The organism is Streptomyces sp. Ncost-T10-10d, assembly GCF_900091955.1.
Lineage (GTDB): Bacteria > Actinomycetota > Actinomycetes > Streptomycetales > Streptomycetaceae > Streptomyces.
Map to the genome: position 1 here is coordinate 155,620 of NZ_FMDF01000073.1, position 17,169 is coordinate 172,788.

The 17,169-nt window shown below is 67.9% G+C and carries 19 protein-coding genes and 1 pseudogene; 10 read left to right on the top strand and 10 right to left on the bottom strand.

What is annotated here, in order from left to right; all coding sequences use genetic code 11:
• Positions 1-150: 150 nt before the first annotated feature.
• The 8 genes from GA0115254_RS10945 to GA0115254_RS10980 form a co-directional block, all read right to left on the bottom strand.
• Positions 151-3,186 carry a Tn3 family transposase gene (locus GA0115254_RS10945; RefSeq protein ID WP_093895075.1) on the bottom strand — a complete coding sequence of 1,012 codons (3,036 nt, stop codon included), beginning with the start codon at positions 3,184-3,186 and terminating at the stop codon, positions 151-153.
• A gap of 187 nt (positions 3,187-3,373) precedes the next feature.
• Positions 3,374-3,808 carry an SRPBCC family protein gene (locus tag GA0115254_RS10950; protein WP_093895076.1) on the bottom strand — a complete coding sequence of 145 codons (435 nt, stop codon included), beginning with the start codon at positions 3,806-3,808 and terminating at the stop codon, positions 3,374-3,376.
• Positions 3,809-3,904: 96 nt separating this feature from the next.
• Positions 3,905-4,648, bottom strand: coding sequence for an SDR family oxidoreductase (locus GA0115254_RS10955; RefSeq protein ID WP_093895077.1), 744 nt, complete (start codon positions 4,646-4,648; stop codon positions 3,905-3,907).
• 78 nt (positions 4,649-4,726) lie between these two features.
• Positions 4,727-5,836, bottom strand: coding sequence for an NADH:flavin oxidoreductase/NADH oxidase (locus GA0115254_RS10960; protein WP_093895078.1), 1,110 nt, complete (start codon positions 5,834-5,836; stop codon positions 4,727-4,729).
• 100 nt (positions 5,837-5,936) lie between these two features.
• Positions 5,937-6,602, bottom strand: a complete 666-nt coding sequence (locus tag GA0115254_RS10965) for an NAD(P)H-binding protein (protein ID WP_093895079.1) — start codon at positions 6,600-6,602, stop codon at positions 5,937-5,939.
• Between the two features lie 2 nt (positions 6,603-6,604).
• Positions 6,605-7,006, bottom strand: coding sequence for a RidA family protein (locus GA0115254_RS10970; RefSeq protein WP_093895080.1), 402 nt, complete (start codon positions 7,004-7,006; stop codon positions 6,605-6,607).
• A 48-nt stretch (positions 7,007-7,054) separates the two neighbouring features.
• Positions 7,055-7,708: an NAD(P)H-binding protein gene (locus tag GA0115254_RS10975; RefSeq protein ID WP_093895081.1), complete on the bottom strand. Its 654-nt coding sequence runs from the start codon at positions 7,706-7,708 to the stop codon at positions 7,055-7,057.
• A 49-nt stretch (positions 7,709-7,757) separates the two neighbouring features.
• On the bottom strand, positions 7,758-8,189 hold the full coding sequence (locus GA0115254_RS10980) for a VOC family protein (protein ID WP_093895082.1): 432 nt from the start codon (positions 8,187-8,189) through the stop codon (positions 7,758-7,760).
• A 128-nt stretch (positions 8,190-8,317) separates the two neighbouring features.
• On the opposite strand from GA0115254_RS10980, the gene GA0115254_RS10985 reads away from it, so the two are divergent.
• The 6 genes from GA0115254_RS10985 (at position 8,318) to GA0115254_RS45860 (ending at position 12,408) form a co-directional block, all read left to right on the top strand.
• On the top strand, positions 8,318-8,980 hold the full coding sequence (locus GA0115254_RS10985) for a GntR family transcriptional regulator (protein WP_093895083.1): 663 nt from the start codon (positions 8,318-8,320) through the stop codon (positions 8,978-8,980).
• A 162-nt stretch (positions 8,981-9,142) separates the two neighbouring features.
• Positions 9,143-10,060, top strand: coding sequence for a recombinase family protein (locus tag GA0115254_RS10990; RefSeq protein ID WP_093895084.1), 918 nt, complete (start codon positions 9,143-9,145; stop codon positions 10,058-10,060).
• Positions 10,061-10,275: 215 nt separating this feature from the next.
• The gene (locus GA0115254_RS10995; RefSeq protein WP_256102494.1) at positions 10,276-10,623 is read left to right on the top strand and encodes a hypothetical protein; all 348 of its coding nucleotides are present in this window, start codon (positions 10,276-10,278) and stop codon (positions 10,621-10,623) included.
• Between the two features lie 39 nt (positions 10,624-10,662).
• Positions 10,663-11,058 carry a hypothetical protein gene (locus tag GA0115254_RS11000; RefSeq protein ID WP_093895085.1) on the top strand — a complete coding sequence of 132 codons (396 nt, stop codon included), beginning with the start codon at positions 10,663-10,665 and terminating at the stop codon, positions 11,056-11,058.
• Positions 11,059-11,300: 242 nt separating this feature from the next.
• Positions 11,301-11,546: a hypothetical protein gene (locus GA0115254_RS11005; protein ID WP_256102495.1), complete on the top strand. Its 246-nt coding sequence runs from the start codon at positions 11,301-11,303 to the stop codon at positions 11,544-11,546.
• A 217-nt stretch (positions 11,547-11,763) separates the two neighbouring features.
• Positions 11,764-12,408 carry a dienelactone hydrolase family protein gene (locus GA0115254_RS45860; RefSeq protein WP_256102496.1) on the top strand — a complete coding sequence of 215 codons (645 nt, stop codon included), beginning with the start codon at positions 11,764-11,766 and terminating at the stop codon, positions 12,406-12,408.
• On the opposite strand, the gene GA0115254_RS11015 is transcribed toward GA0115254_RS45860, so the two are convergent.
• Positions 12,383-13,138: a GbsR/MarR family transcriptional regulator gene (locus tag GA0115254_RS11015; protein WP_093895086.1), complete on the bottom strand. Its 756-nt coding sequence runs from the start codon at positions 13,136-13,138 to the stop codon at positions 12,383-12,385. The two genes, GA0115254_RS45860 and GA0115254_RS11015, sit on opposite strands and share 26 nt — an antisense overlap.
• Before the next feature lie 230 nt (positions 13,139-13,368).
• On the opposite strand from GA0115254_RS11015, the gene GA0115254_RS11020 reads away from it, so the two are divergent.
• Positions 13,369-14,037, top strand: coding sequence for a DUF4097 family beta strand repeat-containing protein (locus GA0115254_RS11020; protein ID WP_093895087.1), 669 nt, complete (start codon positions 13,369-13,371; stop codon positions 14,035-14,037).
• Positions 14,038-14,049: 12 nt separating this feature from the next.
• A pseudogene (locus GA0115254_RS43030) lies at positions 14,050-14,208 on the top strand (ABC transporter); the annotation flags it as partial.
• A 173-nt stretch (positions 14,209-14,381) separates the two neighbouring features.
• On the opposite strand, the gene GA0115254_RS11030 reads toward GA0115254_RS43030, so the two are convergent.
• Positions 14,382-14,981, bottom strand: coding sequence for a TetR/AcrR family transcriptional regulator (locus GA0115254_RS11030; protein ID WP_093895168.1), 600 nt, complete (start codon positions 14,979-14,981; stop codon positions 14,382-14,384).
• Positions 14,982-15,106: 125 nt separating this feature from the next.
• Here GA0115254_RS11030 and GA0115254_RS11035 point away from each other — a divergent pair, with 125 nt between their 5' ends.
• Positions 15,107-15,691 (top strand): dihydrofolate reductase family protein, encoded by a 585-nt coding sequence (locus GA0115254_RS11035; RefSeq protein WP_093895089.1) that lies wholly within the window; start codon positions 15,107-15,109, stop codon positions 15,689-15,691.
• Positions 15,692-15,778: 87 nt separating this feature from the next.
• Positions 15,779-17,161 carry a serine hydrolase domain-containing protein gene (locus tag GA0115254_RS11040; RefSeq protein ID WP_093895090.1) on the top strand — a complete coding sequence of 461 codons (1,383 nt, stop codon included), beginning with the start codon at positions 15,779-15,781 and terminating at the stop codon, positions 17,159-17,161.
• Positions 17,162-17,169 lie beyond the last annotated feature (8 nt).

Consider the following 17,169-nt stretch of genomic DNA (forward strand, 5'->3'; position numbering starts at 1 on the left):
AGACGCCGACGGCTGGGTGATCGGGGTGCCGTTAACGAGCGGCGAACAAGGTGACAAGTAACCCGTCAGTAATTTTTGGATCGAAGGCGCTCTACGCAGAAGAGGACTCCGGCCGTGGCCGGGGTCCTCTCAGGCTCTGGGGGTGCCGGGCTACGCGGCGACCGGCTCGGGGTCCGGTTCCTGGGGTACGGGCTGGGCGAGTTGGAGGCGGCTGCCCATGTTGAGCCGCACCTCGCCGTAGGGCTGGATGTGCATCCAGATGAGCGGGGTCAGGGCCCGCTTGTCCTCGTCGGTCAGGAGGTTCGCCCACTCCGGGTCGGCGAGCATCTCCTGGATCATCAAAGTGTTGACGAAGACGAGCGCTGTTTGCAGGAGATGGAGCGTGAGGACGGATAGTTCTTGCTGGTCACGGCGGTTGGAGGAGAGTTCGCCGCTCTTGCCGAAGAAGATGATGTCGTTGGCGCCGTTCCAGCCCTCGACGACGTTGAGGCCCTCCTGGATCTCGCGCTGGAGGTCGCGGTCGCGCAGGTAGCGGGCCACGAAGATGGTCTTCTGCCCGCGCCCGACTTCGAGCATGGCCTGGTAGACGGGGTGGGAGGCGGTGCGGGTGAAGCGCCGCAAAATGGCCTCGGTGGAGGCGGTGCCGACCCGGATCGCGGTGGCGTACTTGATGAGCTGGTCGTAGTTGTTCTCGATGACGTCCCAGCGGATCGGGCGGGTCATCGCGTCGGACAGCCGCTTGTAGGTGTCTTCGTCCTCCCGGCCAGGCCGGTACAACTTGACCTTGTTGATCTGTTTGATGCGGGGCAGCAGGTCGTAGCCCAGGAGCCTGGTCAGCCCAAACCCGATTTCCGACTGGCCATGCGAGTCCACGTAGTTGCCCTCGGCCTGCATGGTGGTGGCGTGCCGCATCATGCCCTCGATCGCGGCGGCGACCTCGGAGGCGGTGCAGTTCAGAAGCTGGCTGTGGATCGCCATCGACCCTTTTTCGATGTGCCAGTACACGAGCACGCCGCGGCCCCCATACCGGGAGTGCCACTCGGTGAAGATGTTGCGGTCCCAGGCTTTGAAGTGCGTGGAGTCCGAGGCCACCGTGGTGGTGCCCTGCCCCCACACGGCCTCGGAGCGGGCCGCGAAGGTGGCGTTGGCGATCTCGACACCGGCCGCCTTGAGCCCGACGGCGGTCAGATAGCGGCGGGCGGTGTAGCGAAGCTCTTCCTCGCTGTGCCCGTGCTCGCCGGCCGCGACCGAGCTGATCCCCGAGTTCGTGCCGTACGCGTAGGCGATCAGGAGCAGGCGTTCCAGGAGCTTGGCCTCGTCGATCGCCTCGCGGGTGCCCACGGGTGCGAGGGCCTTGAGCATCCCGGTGCGCAGGGCGGCCTCTTTGAGGATGTCGATGAGGGCGACGGTGCCCCACTTCTTGCGGATCGCCTTCTTGAGCTTGCGCAGGTTCTTGGGTTCCTTCTGCGGCTCGGGCTCGGTGAACTTGATCGCGCCGTTGCGGTGTTTGCCGCTGATCGTCACCCACGGGAGTTTCGGGAGCTTGGTGTCCAGCGCGCTGAGCTCGGCGCGCATCTCGGCCTGGAGTTGGGCGGTGAACAGCTTCGCGTCGCGCGGCTTGTTCAGCTTCTCGTAGTACTCGGCGCGGCGGACCTCGAAGTCGTCGGGCAGGTCGTCGTCGGGGTCGCGCCACTTGTCGGCTCCGACCACCCAGATCTCCTTGCAGCGCAGCCGGTCGCGCAGGGCCTGGAAGACACATGCCTCGTACACGGTGCGCATGACGCGCTTGGGCCCCTTGTCGGGGGTGAAGAGCGCGAACTCCATCCAGTCCTTGCGTACGACGCCCTCGAGCGGGATGGTCTCGCCGAGCGGCAGGTAGGTGGTGGAGGAGTCCTTGTGCCGCTCGATGAGCTTCAGCGCGTCCATGACGGGCTTGTGCTGGTCGTTGGAGGAGCGGAAGTCGAGCACGCCGAGGAGCTTCATCAGCCCGCTGCGGTAGTGGTTGCTGTAGGAGGACTTGAACACCTCCCGCTTGTTGCGGGCGAACTCCGCGTTGGTCGCCTTCATCTCGGCGACCAAATCCTTGAGGGTCTTCTCCCCGCCGGCCGCCGGGTACACCACGGAGCGGACCGAGCCGTCCGGGGCGGCAAGCGAGGCTGCCGCGATCTTCCCGAGGAGCCCGGACTTGCCGCGGACCTTGGTGAACTCGGCGACGAACGCCTCGGTCACCTTCTTCTCCGCCCGCGCGTTGATGCGGTGCACGGTGGAGTTCAGCAGCTCCACCAGGGTGTCGGTGGTCTCCCGCTGACGCTGGAACAGCAGGGCTGCGAGCAGGACGCGGCGCACGGGGGCGTCGAAGCGCCGCAGGTGGCTCGGGGAGGCGGCCGATGCTCTGGCCCGCCAGGCGTTGATGACCTGTACGCCGATGCCGGCGAACACGCCGACCGGGACGCCGACGGCGCGGACCTGCTTGAGCTTGGATATCTCGTCCAGCAGCGAGTTGAGGCTGACGTTGCCCGGATGAGCCTTGATGTCGGAGAGCACCGACTCCACATCGTCCTCGTCCTCCGCACCGTCGCCGTCCACGGTCTCGGTGTCGTCGTCCTGTGCACTGTCGGCGGTCGGGTCGGTGAAGACCAGCGCGTCCAGGCGGCGGGGACAGTCCTCTTTCCGGGCGAGGCGCATCGCGACCTCGGCGACGGCCCGCTCGTCGGCCTGGTGCAGCGCGGACCGGATGATCGCGTCGACCTGGGCCGCGATCGGCGGCTCGATCAGGTCCATGCGCATCTGCCGCAGCAGCTCGGCGCGTACCTGTTCCTCGCGGCGTTCGTCGTGCCAGATCACGTCCACCAGCTGCGAGATGAGCTTGACCTGGCCGGTCAGGCTGCACTCGTGCCACCCGGTCAGATCCCGTAGTTCGCTGCGGTGCCGCTTCGCGGCGCGGGAGGTGAAGTCGTAGAACCCCAGCTCGGACGCGGCGACGCCCACCTGCTTGGCGACGTGCTCGACCGCGTCGGGCGGCAGTTCCAGGCGCATCTTGGGAAACCGGCCGCGCCAGGTCAAAAACTTGAGCTGAACGGCGAAGCCCAGCCTCGTGGCCCCGGTCTTGTTCCGTAACCAGCCCGCCTCGTCACCGGACAGGGTGAAGTGGTCCACCACCCCGTCCAGACCCAGATCCCGCCCCACTCGACAGCCCCTTCCGCACGCCCCCGTGATCAGCATTCGGGCTGGACGGTAGAGGCGCCGCTGTACAGCGCACGCGGATATCCGCGAAATAGTCCGGCCGGGCAGGCGGACCTGCTAGAAGTACCGGCTTCCGCCCACGTCGGGTCCAGGCGAGCGCATCAAGGAACGCTGCGCTAGTCGGTGCGGGTCAGCCGAGGGTCTTGTGGAGGCCGACGATGGCCTGGGCGTAGGCGCCTTCGAGGACCGCGCTGGCCTCTTCGGAGGTGGTGCCGTCGGCCGCGTCGAAGGTGGACTGCCAGGTAAGAAATGAGCCGCCGGTGTCGGCGACGGTCTGGACCTGGAGGGTCGAGCGGTAGCCGCTGACTGGCAGCGGTGCGTCGACGATCTCGTAGGTCAGGGTCCGTCGGGCGTCGTCCAGGGCCACGAGGCGTTCCCGGTAGGTGTTGCCGTCCGTGCCGGTCAGGAGGCGGATCGCGCCGGACGTGAACTCGCTCTCGCCTTCGACGAGAGCACTGTCCTGGATGGCCGGGTGCCAGTCGGGCAGCCCGTTGAACCGTCGTACGACGGCCCATGTGTCCTCTGCGGAGCTGGTGAAGGCCGAGCTCCAGTACGCCTGTGCCATGGCCGGTGGTCCTCTCGTTTCGGGGTGGCGGGCGACCGTGTGAGTGGCCGCCCGCCGTCTTCTCTGCTTGTCGTGCGGGAGTGGGGAGTTACCGTGTCACCAGTTCTGGCGGGCCGGGGAGATGATCAGGTCGTTGACGTTGACGTCGGCGGGCTGGTCGAGGGCGTAGACGACGGCGTCGGCCACGCTCTCGGGGGTGATCGCGACCTTGTTGAGTTCCTGGGCGGCCTGGCGTCCGATCGGGTCGGTGACCTTGTCGGCCCAGCCGGTGTCGATGACGCCGGGGCTGATCGTGGACGCCTTGATGCCTTCGCGGACGCTGAGCTCCCTGCGCATGGACTCGGTCATGGCCTGGACGAAGAACTTGGTGGAGCTGTAGACCCCGGCGCCGTCGCCGACCTGGTGACCGGCCACCGAGTCCATGTTCAGGATGTGACCGGACTTCTGGCGCAGCATCACCGGAAGAACGGCGTGGACGCCGTTGAGGTACCCGCGGATGTTCACGTCGATCATCCGGTTCCAGTCGTCTATCGCCCCGTCCTTCCAGAAGGAGAACAGCATCAGGCCCGCGTTGTTGACCAGGATGTCGATCCGCCCGAACCGCTCGACCGCAAAGTCGGCCAACGCCTGGACGTCCTGCGCGTCGGCGACGTCGGTGAGCCTGGCGACGGAGGTGCCGCCGGCCTTCTCGATGTCGGCGACCAGCTGGTCGAGGGCTTCCTGGCCGCGGGCTGCGGCGACGATTGTGGCGCCGCGGGCGGCGAGTGCCTTGGCGCTGACGGCGCCGATGCCGGAGGAGGCGCCGGTGATGACGACGACCTTGCCTTCAAGGTGGTTCATGGGGATCTCCGTGTGAGGTGTCCGGCACGTCTTCCCTGGTAAGGACAGTGCGGCCGGTGGTGATGAAAGCGGCAGGCGTCAGCGCTTGCGGCGCTTGACGACGTAGGCGTACTGGTCCGGCCAGTTCGGCTCGGCGCCCAGCGCGAGGGCGGCGTGCTGTGCCCAGTACGGGTTGCGCAGGAGTTCGCGGCCGAGGAAGACGGCGTCGGCCTGGCCGGAGGCGATGACGTCCTCGGCCTGCTGCGGCTCGGTGATGATGCCGACGGCGGCGGTAGGGATGCCGGCCTGGTCGCGGGCCTGGGCGGCGAAGGGGACCTGGTAGTTCGGACCGGCGACGATCTTCGCGTCGCGGACCATGCCGCCGGTGGACACGTCGAGCAGGTCCACGCCGTGGGCCTGGAGCTCCTTGGCGAGGCGGACGGTGTCCTCGGAGGTCCACCCCTCGCGCGTGTCCTCGGGGTTCTCGGTGAGCCAGTCGGTCGCGGAGGTGCGGAAGAAGACCGGCAGGTCGGCGGGCCACACGGCGCGGACGGCGTCGACGACTTCGAGGGCGAAGCGGATGCGGTTGGCGAAGCTGCCGCCGTAGGCGTCGGTGCGGTGGTTGGAGACCGGAGAGAGAAAGGAGTTGATCAGGTAGCCGTGGGCGCCGTGGACCTCGGCGACCTCGAAGCCGGCGGCCAGGGCGCGCTGGGCGGAGTCGGCGAAGTCGCGGACGAGCTGCTGGATCTCGGCGACGGTCAGCTCGTGGGGGACGGTCAGGCCGTTGTACGCGATCGGGCTCGGGGCGACGGCCTGCCAGCCGCCCTCGCTATCGGGCAGGGCCCGGTCGGACAGCCAGGGCTTGTCGACGGACGCCTTGCGGCCGGCGTGCGCGAGCTGGATGGCCGGGACAGAGCCGTGGGCCTTGATGGCCCGGGTGATCCGCGCGAACGCCTCCTGCTGGTGGTCGTTCCACAGGCCCAGGTCCCACTGGCTGATCCGCCCGTCCGGGCGGACACCGGTGGCCTCGGCCATCACCAGGCCCGCGCCGCCGGCCGCGCGGGAGGCCAGGTGGGCGAGGTGGAAGTCTGTCGGCACACCGGTCTCCGGCCCGGTGGGGGCAGCGGAGTACATGCACATCGGGGACATCCAGACCCGGTTGGGTATCTGGAGGGATCGCAGCTTGAGGGGGGTGAACAGGGCACTCACGGCTGAGTCTTCTTTCATGGTGGTGTGCTGGGTTGTCCCGGTCGGGCCTGGCCTCCGCCTTCGGTGGCTGACCTGGCCCTTCCTGGTGTCCGGAACGCGTTCAGGCGCCGGCGAGCGTGTCCAGGGCGTCCACGATCGGGGTGGGGCCGCCGATGACCTCGACGGTCCGGCCGTCCAGCCGGGGGTCTTCGAGGAGGGCGAGCAGGACGGCGGCGACGTCGGCGCGGGGAATCGGGCCGGTGCCGGTGCGGTCACCGAGGTCGACCCGTCCGGTCCCCGGATTGTTGTTCAACAGGCCGGGGCGGACGATCGTCGCCCGGGGATTGCTCCGGGCGCGGATGGCGTCCTCGGCTGCGGCCTTGGCCCGCATGTAGATGCCGAACTCCTGCTCGAAGTCCGCCGGGTCGGCCCGCAGGTGGTCGCCCATGGCGGAGACGAGCAGGTAGCGGCCGACTCCGGCAGCCTCGGCGGCGTCCGCGAGGAGGACCGCCGCGTCGCGGTCGACGGTCTCCTTTCGGGCCGATCCGCTGCCCGCCCCGGCGCCGGCGGCGAAGACGACAGCGTCCGCGCCGGCCAGATGCTCGGTGAGCTCGCTCACCGTGGCCTTTTCCAGGTCGAGCACGATGGTCTCGGCGCCGGCCTCGGCAAGGTCATCGGCGTAGGCCGGGTTCCGTACGAGCCCTGCCACCGAGTGGCCGCGCTCGGTAAGGAGCTTCTCCAGGATGAGGGCGATCTTGCCGTGCCCTCCGGCGATCACGACCTTCATGATCAGGCCGGCAGGCGGGTGTCGAGGACGAAGTTGACCTCGATGAGCTGGCCTGGGAAGAACAGCGACGCGACGCCGATGGTGGAGCTGGTGGGGCGGTGGTCGCCGAAGTAGGCCAGGTTCGCCGCAGCCATCGCCATGTTGTGCTTCGGCAGGTCCACGATGAACTGGGTCTCGGAGACGACCTGGTTGCGGGTGGCGCCGTAGTGGGCGAGCACCTTCTCGAAGTTGGCGTAGGACTGCTTCAGCTGGGCGTCGAAGTCGCCCGGGTAGAGGAAGTTGCCCTGCTCGTCGTGCGAGAGCTGCCCGGAGACGTAGATCGTGTCGCCGACCTTGATGGCCTGGGCGAAACCGAAGTCCTTCTCACCGGAGACGTCGTGGCTGTAGGAATCGATGGCGGTCATGGTGCTTCTCCTTGCTGATGGTGCTGTGGTTGAGGTGCGGGTGTGAGCTCAGGCGGCCGTGAGGCGGGTGACGGCGTCCGCGACGGGGGTGTCACCGGAGGTGAGCTCGACGATCACGCGGTTGAGGGCCGGGGCGTGCAGGGCGGCGTCAAGGAACGCGGCGACGTCGTCGCGGTGCACGTCGCCGTACTCGACGGCGGGACCGGCGGTGACCCGGCCGGTGCCGGGGGTGTCCAGAAGGGTTCCGGGACGGACGATCAGCCAGTCCAGGCCGGTACGGGTCAGATAGACGTCGGCGGTCTTCTTGACCTTGATGTAGTGCTCGAAGCCCTCACTACGTTCCCCGTCGCGCAGCGCGTCAGGGAACACCGAGACGAGGACGAACCGCGCCGCCCCGGCCAGCGCGGCCGCGTCGGCGGCCTTTTGAAGGCCACGGCCGTCGATGAGGGTCGTCTTGTCCTGACCGGTGCCGTGTGCGCCGGCCGAGAAGACCACGGCGTCATGGCCGCGCATCCTGCCGGCCAGGTCATCGACCGAGTCGGCGATGAGATCACCGATCACCGGAGTCCCGCCGGCCGCCCGCACGGTCTCGCCATAAGCGGGCCCGCGGTGCATGCCAGTCACGACGTCACCGCGTTGGGTGAGGATTTGAGTGAGGCGGCGGCCGACTCCTCCGGCAGCGCCGATCTGGAACACCTTCATGAGCTCGTCCCGTCTTTCGCGTGTGGGGGTGGGTGGTGCCGACAGCCGGTCAGGCGGCGAACACCTGCGAGTCGTCGGCGAACGCCTTGAACTCCAGCGCGTTGCCGGCCGGGTCGAGGAGGAACATCGTCCACTGCTCACCCTTCTGGCCCGCGAAACGCACATACGGCTCGATGACGAACTCGGTGCCCGCCGCCCGCAGCCGCTCGGCAAACTCCTGGAAGGCCTCGACCGTCAGAACCAGACCGAAGTGCGGCACGGGTACGTCGTGGCCGTCGACCGGATTGTGTAGGCGCTGCGCGCGCTCCGGCGCGAGGTGCGTGACGAACTGATGGCCGTGCAGATTCCACTCCACCCACGTGTCCGCACTGCGGCCCTGCTCCAGGCCCAGGACGTCGCCGTAGAAGCGGCGCGCGGCAGCCAGGTCGTCGACCGGCACGGCCAGGTGGAAGCGGGGGATCGGGGAGTCGAGAACGGTCAAGGCACTGCCTTCCTGCCGGGGAGCGGAGCGGCCCGTGGGCGGTCCTGCTGGACTTGTCCTAATGTTGACATCACGACAACGTCTGAATGTTAACATTAGGCCATTGGTGGAGGAGGTGCAATTCGGGCATGAGTGATCAGGGCAAGGTGGCCCCGGCTCGCCGCCGGGGTCTGGCCGACGAGGTCGCGGACCGCATCCGCGACGCCATCTTCAACGGGGCCTACGCCCCGGGCGAGCAGCTGCGCGAGGTGGAGCTGTCCGGCGAGATGGACGTCAGCCGTGGTCCGGTGCGCGAGGCGCTGCGGCTGCTGGAGCGCGAGGGCCTGGTGCACTGTGCGTGGCACCGGGGCACGACGGTGACGACGCTGTCCGCCGAGGACGTGGCTGAGCTCGACAGCCTGCGCGGCGCGCTGGAGGACCTCGCCGTACGGCAGGTGATCGCCCACGCCTCGGACGAGGACCTCGCGTCCATCGCGAAGACGGCCGACATGATGGAGCGGGCCGGCGATGCGCACGAGATGGTGCGCCTGGACATCGCCTTCCACGACGCGGTGTTCGCCGCCGCAGGACACCAGCGCCTCGCCGACGCCTGGGACGGCATACGCTGCCAGGTCCACCTGTTCCTGCTGACCCGGATCAGTCGCAGCACCGCCGGCTACCTCGACTGCATCCCGCGCGAGCACCACGGACTCGTCACCGCACTGCGCGCCCGCGACACCGACACCGCCCTCAACCTCTTCGCAGCCCACCGCCGCCACGCCGTCGACGTGGTCGCCGGAACCACCGCCTGAGTGTCGGCAAACGTTCGAATGACGACAGGCGCCCGACACGTCCAATGAACCCGCGCAATCTTGGGGTTCACGGCGGCTCGAATCCAATCAGATCCGATGGTGATTGCTGACAGGGTTTGACGACAGATAGGGTCCGATCCTCCGTACGGAAGGGGCCCCTCGGTGGCGAACCTGGTCTACAAGCGGGTCTCGACCGACCAGCAGTCGACCGACCGTCAGAACCTCGTCCTGGACGAGGCCGGAATCGAGGGCCCGGTCGTCTTCGAGGAGGCCCCGGGCACCTCCAGCCGCCTCCACCCGCTCCAGCGGCCGAAGTTCAGCGAGCTACACACGTACGCGCGGCCGGGCGACACCGTGCACATCTCCGAGATGTTCCGCCTCGTGCGCGGCACCGGGCACATCCTCGACGTGCTCGACGTCCTCCACCGCGACCAGGTGGCGCTGCGCATCCACGACGGCGCGTTCTCCGCGATGGACCTCACCGCACGCCACCCGCGCACCGGGGAGCTGCTGTCCACCGTGAAGTTCATGGTGCAGACCCTCGCCGCCGCCGGCGAACTCCAGCGCGACCTCCAGCGGGAACTGACCTACGACGGGCTGCGGGCCGCCGAGGCCAAGGGCAACAAGGGCGGACGACGCCCGGCTGTCACGGCCGCGAAGGCCGCCGCCGTGCGCGCCGGATACCTGGGCGGCCAGTCCATCGCCGGTCTGGCCCGCGACCACCACGTCAGCCGCGGCGCCATCCGTACAGCCGTCGCCGACCTCATGCCCGAGCACACCGACGATCGCCAGGACACCCCAGCACCGGAGATCGCGGTCGCCCTCGACATGCCGGGCAAGGTCGCCGACTTCCTGCGCGCGGCCGAACTGGAGCCCGCCGAGCAGGACGCGCTCGACCAGGGCGTGACCGTACGGCGCGGCCAGGGCTACACACTTCGCGTCCCCGCGGTGCCCTCGGTCCACCGCCAACTCCTCGACCGCTGCCAGCCGCTCGACGCCCCCTCGGCGATCCCGGCCCAGCGCAAGGCCCGCCGCGAGTACGCGAACCGCGTCAACGCCCTCGGGACCGAGACCCCGTAGCAAGCTATCCGGGCTTCAAAACCAAGGGGCTTCCGACTTGGGAGATGTCGAAGGCCTTCGCTGTTCAGCTGGTCACAGGCGCCTTCGGATCGAAGGGCTTCGGTCGATCACGGCCTGTCAAAACTTCTGACAGCAACACCGGATTCTTGGTCCGTTCCTACTCGGACCCCAGACTCGCGCCCGGTCAAGGTTCGGTTGCACACGCTCAAGATCCGATGTCACAGGACAATCGACAAGACTTTGAAACCGCCCTGCCCCCGGGGCCGATCCAAAACTACTGGCGGGTTACTTGTCACCTTGTTCGCCGCTCGTTAACGGCACCCCTGATCCGGCAAGTCGAACTCGAAGGGCCTGAGCTGATCCCGATCGCAGCTGCCTCCCTCGCCGAGTGGCAGGGGGCCCGCGATGCAGGCCGCCTCGATGAGTACGACAGCAGGTTCGGGATCACAGCCGAGCTGCCCGTCTCGGAGTGGGAAGGCCACGAGCCCGAACAACTCACCTTCGAGGAGTTCGAGGAAGTCTGGGGTCCTGCCCGTTGCCAGATTGCATCCCGGCCCGGCTGACCGCTCGGCCCCGCGGAGGCTTCTTGGCATCATCGGGGCATGGCCCCGCCCCTTCCCCGCACCGTCCGAGCCGTCGACACCGCTCAGCTCCTGGACCTGGCCCAGGAGGCCGCTATGCATGGCTTCAGCCAGCGGCTCCCGGTCGACTGGCTCCGAGAGCACCTGGCCGCAGAGGCGACGCACTACCTGTTCCCGACGCTCGTGCAGCGGCTCACGCACCGTCCCGAGGTGCCGCTGCAGTGGAGATGCCAGCAACTGCTGACCGTCAGTACCGGCGAACAGATCTGGGGTCTCCTCGACGTCCTTCCCGACACCTTCGACAAGATCCCGGAGACCTTGGACACGGAGTCCAAGAAGGACATCGTCAACCGCATCGAGCAAGCAGTGAAGGTGCGGGAGTGGATGGAACGGACGGCCGCCGATGCAGGTTCATGAGGTCCGGCGCAGCCGGCTGGGCAGTCTGAGGAAATGACATCGATCTGAGACAGCCGCCTGCCGACACGTCGTGAGACTGGAGAGGAACATCCAGGTCATAGCGTCCGCGCATGACACCGAAAGTGAGAACCTACAGCGTTGTTGCAGGGCCTCAGATTTCGCGGCACGAACTCAGCCGCGATGGCACAACGGTGGCACTTGTGTCGCCGTTGTGAGACTCGCTGGTCGGAGCTTTCACCCTTGTGGAGTCGGCTGCTCCATGGCGGACTTTCCGCTGGTACAAGGGCCAGAAGCACTACTCCGGCATCTACTGGTCCGCGACGGTGCGCGACCATGTGATCTACGAGTCGCGCCTGGGATCGGCGAGGCTGCTCTTCGCCGATTTCGATGCCGGCGTGCGGTCCGTCGTGGCTCAGCCTTTCCTGCACACGGTCATCGAAGAGCTCTGGGACACGGCCCGTCGGAGGATCACAGCCCGGCCGTCATGACTTCTGACGGGACGCGAGAAAGAACCACCCGTCCTGAGACAAGAGCATCCGGCCACGGTGTGAGACCACCCGAAAACCCACTGGTCAGGGGCTGCCCCTGAGGACGCGCCACATCTCGTGAGACCGGACCGTGTGCCATCGCCATGAGACAGCGGGGAAACCTGCTGGTTGGGCAATCGGCGTATGCCACAAGACGCGAGGTCCTATACGGATTGCAGTGATCGGGCCCGACGGGCCGGGCCTGAACGAATTCCAGCGTCGCCGGGCCGACGCCCTCGCCGAACTGGGTTACGTTGCGCTGGCCTTCGACGTCCACGGCGGGCGCTGGTTCACCGACCCACAGGAGATGCTGGCGCGCGTGACCCCGCTGCTCGCCGGCCCCGACCGGATGCGGGGTATCGGCCATGCGGCACTCGATGTGCTGCGTGCCGAAACGCGGACCGACCCCGACCGGATCGCCGCCATCGGCTACGGCACGGCCTCGTGCACGTCACACGCTGCCGCTGCAGCAGGTCCTGTCGGAGCCGACGTGGGATCGCGGCTGACGGACGCGGAGCGGCGGGGGCTGACCGCGCTCTTCCGGTCGGACGTGAACCCCTGCGGCACCTTCCGTCTGGACATGGACGCCCGGCTCGACCCGGGGTCGGCCGTGGCTGTGCCCCATCCTCGTACCCCGGCGGGTGCCGCCATCCGATCAGCCACAGAGCTGCGACGAATGACGTGCCGGCCTCACCGACGTTCGCATGAACGAGGCCGCCTGGCGGGCGCGCGACGGGGTCGGCTCAGGTTGAAAGATCGGGCGGGGGCACCACTGGCTGTGACCTCAGGACAGCTGTCTATCCGCGATCCGAACCCGGCGTAGCACTGCCGCCTGAGCTCGCTTCGGGTTTCGTGTAGAGGACCTCTCGGACCTGCTCCGCGGCGCGGAGGATGCTCTCGCTGATGAAGTCGCTGAAGCGGGCGATGTTCTCCAGGCGGGCGGCGGCCGGGGTGCCGCGGCCGAGGACGCCGACGCCCTGCCGTGCGGTCTCGGCGACCTGGGCGACGCCGCGGGCGCTGGCGATCGTCGACTGGTACCAGACGTCGTTGTCGACGAAGTAGCGCTCGCGGCGGCGTTCGTCGCGTTCCCGGCGGATGAGGCCCTGATCTTCGAGGAACGCGATCGCCTTGGAGACGGACGCCGGGCTGACCTGGAGGTGCTGGACGAGTTCGGACGCGGTGAGGCTGCCCGCGTCGGCGATAAAGAGGCAGGTCAGCACCCGAGCCGTCATCTTGGGCAGGCCCTGTTGCATCAGGAGGGTGGTGAACGCCTCTTCGTACTCGCGCAGGGCCTCGTCGTCGCGCCCGTGGCTCTGTGCCGGCGCCCCCTGCCCTCGGGGCGGGGTGTGCTTGCGCCGGTGGGCGCGGCGTTCGGTGGCGCGGTGGGCCAAGTCGGCGCGGTAGGCGGTGGGGCCGCCGTTGCGCATCACCTCACGCGTGATCGTCGAGGTGGGGCGGTCGAGACGTCGGGCGATCTCCGCGTAGGCGAGGCCGTCGGCCAGCCCCAGCGCGATCTGCTGGCGTTCCTGCTGGGTGAGCCTGCCTCCCGGCATCGCGGTCTCCTTCGCGGTCTTTCGTGGCCCTGGTCTCTCCAGCATAGCATTCACATCCAATCCATTGCAACGAACCGGATGGAGGTTGTTGCGTTAAACTTGGGGTCATTGCAACGATATATCGGCCTTCACCTGTGTTTATTGTAAGTATGCGCAACGACTGTGTTGCTGGATCTTTGAATGCAACGTAGCGTTTCTATTGTCAGAAACAACGACTCAAGGAGTGCATGATGCAGAAGTTCGACACCCCCACCCCGGTCTCCGCCGTCCTCGACATCCCCGCGGGACGCATCCGGTTCATCGCCGCCGACCGGGCCGACACCGCGGTCGAGGTCCTGCCCGCGGACACCTCGAACGGCCGCGACATGAAGGCGGCGGAGCAGACCGAGGTCGAATACAGCGACGGCGTCCTGCGGATCACGGCCTCACCGGCGAAGAACCGGATCCTCGGCGCTTCCGGATCCATCGAAGTGACCATCCAGCTGCCCGCCGGCTCCCGCATCGAGGCGAAGGCGGCCAGCGCCGAGTTCCGGGGCGTCGGACGGCTCGGCGACGTCGCCTTCGAGTGTGCACAGGGCTCGGTCAAGGTCGACGAGACCGCGAGCGCCCGCCTCAACCTCCTCGCCGGCGACGTCTCGGTCGGCCGTTTGGGCGGCCCCGCGGAGATCAGCACCAAAAAGGGCGACATCCACGTCGCCGAGGCCGTGCGCGGCACGGTCGAACTGCGCACGGAGTCCGGCGAGATCTCCGTCGGCGCCGCCCACGGAGTCTCCGCCTCCCTGGACGCCGGCACCACCTACGGCCGGATTCACAACGCGCTCAAGAACACCGAAGGCGCCGCCGGCCTGAACATCCACGCGACCACCGCCTACGGCGACATCACCGCCCGAAGCCTCTGAGGAGCACCCATCATGACCAACCTGGCCATCGCGGCGAACGGGCTGCGCAAGTCCTACGGCGACAAGGTCGTGCTCGACTGCGTCGACCTGGCCGCGCCCGAAGCAACGATCTCCTCCCTGCTCGGCCCGAACGGCGCCGGCAAGACCACCGCTTGGCGGACCTGCACCACCTCTCCCGCAGCGGGCCTGCAGCGGTCCTGCGGGGTCTCGCGCACCGTGTCGTGCTCTCACGGCCGATGCCGTCAAGGATGTCGAACCCGCCATGGCATCACGTGAGGCAGGCTGAGGAACCGCGGGCCGAACTGTGGAGTTTCCCGGTCTCGGACGACCGGTGCGGGACGGGTTCAGGACGACGGAATGACGTGCGTGACCACCGTCCCCACCAGCCGGTTCAAGGTGGCTTCGGCCCGGAGACCGTTCTCGGGGCCGATGAGAACGCCGGGCAGCGTGAAGTGTTCCAGCAGCAGGCCCGTCATGGCCAGGTAGAGCACCAGGAAGGCGTCCGCATCGCCCGGCAGCCCCGCCTCCCGGTGGAACCGGGCGCTCTCGTCGAGGTTGGCACGGACGGGCCGCGTCAGCCGGTTGCGGAGCGCCGGTCGGCGAGTGGCCTCCAGGCGGAGTTCCAGCATGGCGAGGTAGCCGGTGCGGTCGTCCTCCATGCGCTGCACCAGCCATCGCATCAGGTCGGCGACCAGCTCACGCGAGGGCGTCGGGCGCATGGCCTCCTCGACCTTGGCCGGGTCCGGTGTCATCCGGACGGTGATACGGGCGGCCGCCTGCATGAACAGGTCGTCACGGTTGGCGAAGTAGTTGGACGACGTGCCCACCGGGACGCCGGCGCGTGCATCGACCGCGCGGAACGTGAGCCCTCGCGCGCCCTCGTCCGCCAGTACTTCGATGGCGGCATCGACGAGCGCTGTTCTGCGCTCGGGGTTCCTGGCCATGCGTATGCCTTCCTTGATCTTCTTCTTCGGCTCTTCCACGGAAAAGGATTGCTTAACCACTACAGATGAAGCACTCTAGGTGAAGTGGTTGCGGCTCGGATACGCCGCAACGGAACGGGGATCCTGTGCGCAAGCTGACCTACTTCATCGCCTGCTCCATCGACGGTTTCATCGGAGACCCGAGCGGTGACGCGTCGTCCATGTATCAGTTCGTGAACGAGGAGTTCCTTGAGTTCCTGAAAACGCAGTACCCGGAGACGATTTCGGCCGAGGGCCGCAAGCTGCTCGGCTTTCACGGAGTCGAGAACCAGCAGTTCGACACTGTGATCCAGGGGCGGGCCAGCTATCAACTGGCGCTGGATGTCAACATCACCAGTCCGTACGCCCAGCTGCGAGAGATCGTCGCTTCGCGGACCCTCAAGGAGTCACCCGACCCGAATGTCGAGCTCGTCTCCGACGACGTGGTCGCAAGGGTCCGGAAACTCAAGGCGGAGAACAGCAAGCTCGGGATCTGGCTCTGTGGTGGCTCCCAGCTCGCCGGAGAGCTGATCGAGGAGATCGACGAGCTGGTGATCAAGACGTATCCGCTGGTCTATGGATCGGGCATGCCGATGTTCGGATCGGATTTCGCGCCCACCGTGTTCGCGCTGGACTCGGTTCGTGTCTTCGACAACGGCGCCCTGGTCAGAGCCTATAGCCGGACGCGCTGACCGGTCGTTGGTGGCGATGGCGGGATGCGGTCCCGGTGCCGTGAAATGCGCTCGCCACAGCTCGGGTTCGGCGGGTAGTTGTTGAGCATGACCTCCGCATCTGAACAGTTGCTCCCCGGTACGCAGCGGGCCCTGCTGCACCGCATCGCCACCGCACAGTCGGAAGGCCGGGCACCTTCGCTCGTCGCCGCAGTACAGAGACAGGGACAGATCGCCTGGAGTGGCTCCCGCAGCTGCGTGGACGGCCATGCTCCCGACGCGGACACCCAGTTCAGGATCGGCTCAATCACCAAAACGTTCACGGCAGTGCTGGTTCTGCGGCTGCGCGACGAGGGACTTCTGGATCTGGACGACCCGCTGGAGAAGCATCTGCCCGGGACGGGCGTCGGTGGAGTCACTGTCCACCAACTCCTGGGCCACAGCGCGGGACTGGGTGCCGAGGCGCCCGCACCCTGGTGGGAGAGGACGCCGGGAACGCTGCGGCCCGAGCTTGCCGATGTACTGGGTGAGCAGACGCGGATGCACACTCCGGGTCGCCGACACCACTACTCGAACCCTGGCTACACACTGCTGGGCGCGCTGGTCGAGAAGGTGCGTGGGGCGAGCTGGGCCGAGGTGCTTCGGCGCGAGATCCTGGAACCGCTGGGCATGCACCGCACGAGCCCCCAGCCGCAGGCGCCGCACGCAGGCGGCTGGGCCGTGCATCCCTGGGCGGATGTCATGCTGCCCGAGCCGACCGAGGATCTCGGACTGATGGCCCCGGCCGGCCAGCTCTGGTCCACCACCGGCGACCTCCTCCGCTTCGCGGCCCTTCTCGCAGAGGGGGATGACCGGGTGCTCTGTGCCGCCTCCGTGAAGCAGATGCGCGAACCGTCCGCTCCGACCGAGTCCGGCGACTGGGACTCCCATTACGGCCTGGGTCTCCAGCTCGTACGGAGGGACGGCCGCACGCTCTTCGGGCACACAGGCTCGCTGCCCGGCTTCCTGGCCGCCCTGTGGGTCGACGTCGAGGACGATGTGGCGGCCGTCGTTCTCACCAACACCACGTCGGGACTGATTGTCGGCGGTGTCGCCGCCGACCTCGTAAAGATCGTCGCCGAGGCCGAGCCTCGTATTCCGGAGCCCTGGCGCCCGCTGCCCGAGGCGGACACGGAGCTGCTCGCGTTGACCGGTCCCTGGTACTGGGGCACAAGCACGCACATCCTGCGATTGACCTCGGACGGGGGGCTGGACCTTCAGCCCCTGCGTGGCAATGGCCGCGGCGCCCGATTCACCGCACAGCCCGACGGCACCTGGGTCGGTCTCAACGGCTATTACGCGGGGGAGACGTTGCGTTTCGTCCGGAACGGCGACGGCAGTGTGAACCATCTCGATCTGGGTTCGTTCGTCTTCACACGGGAGCCGTACGACGCCACAGCGGCCGTTCCCGGCGGTGTGGACGAGGGCGGATGGCGGGGCCTCGGAGCCTGAGCACCACG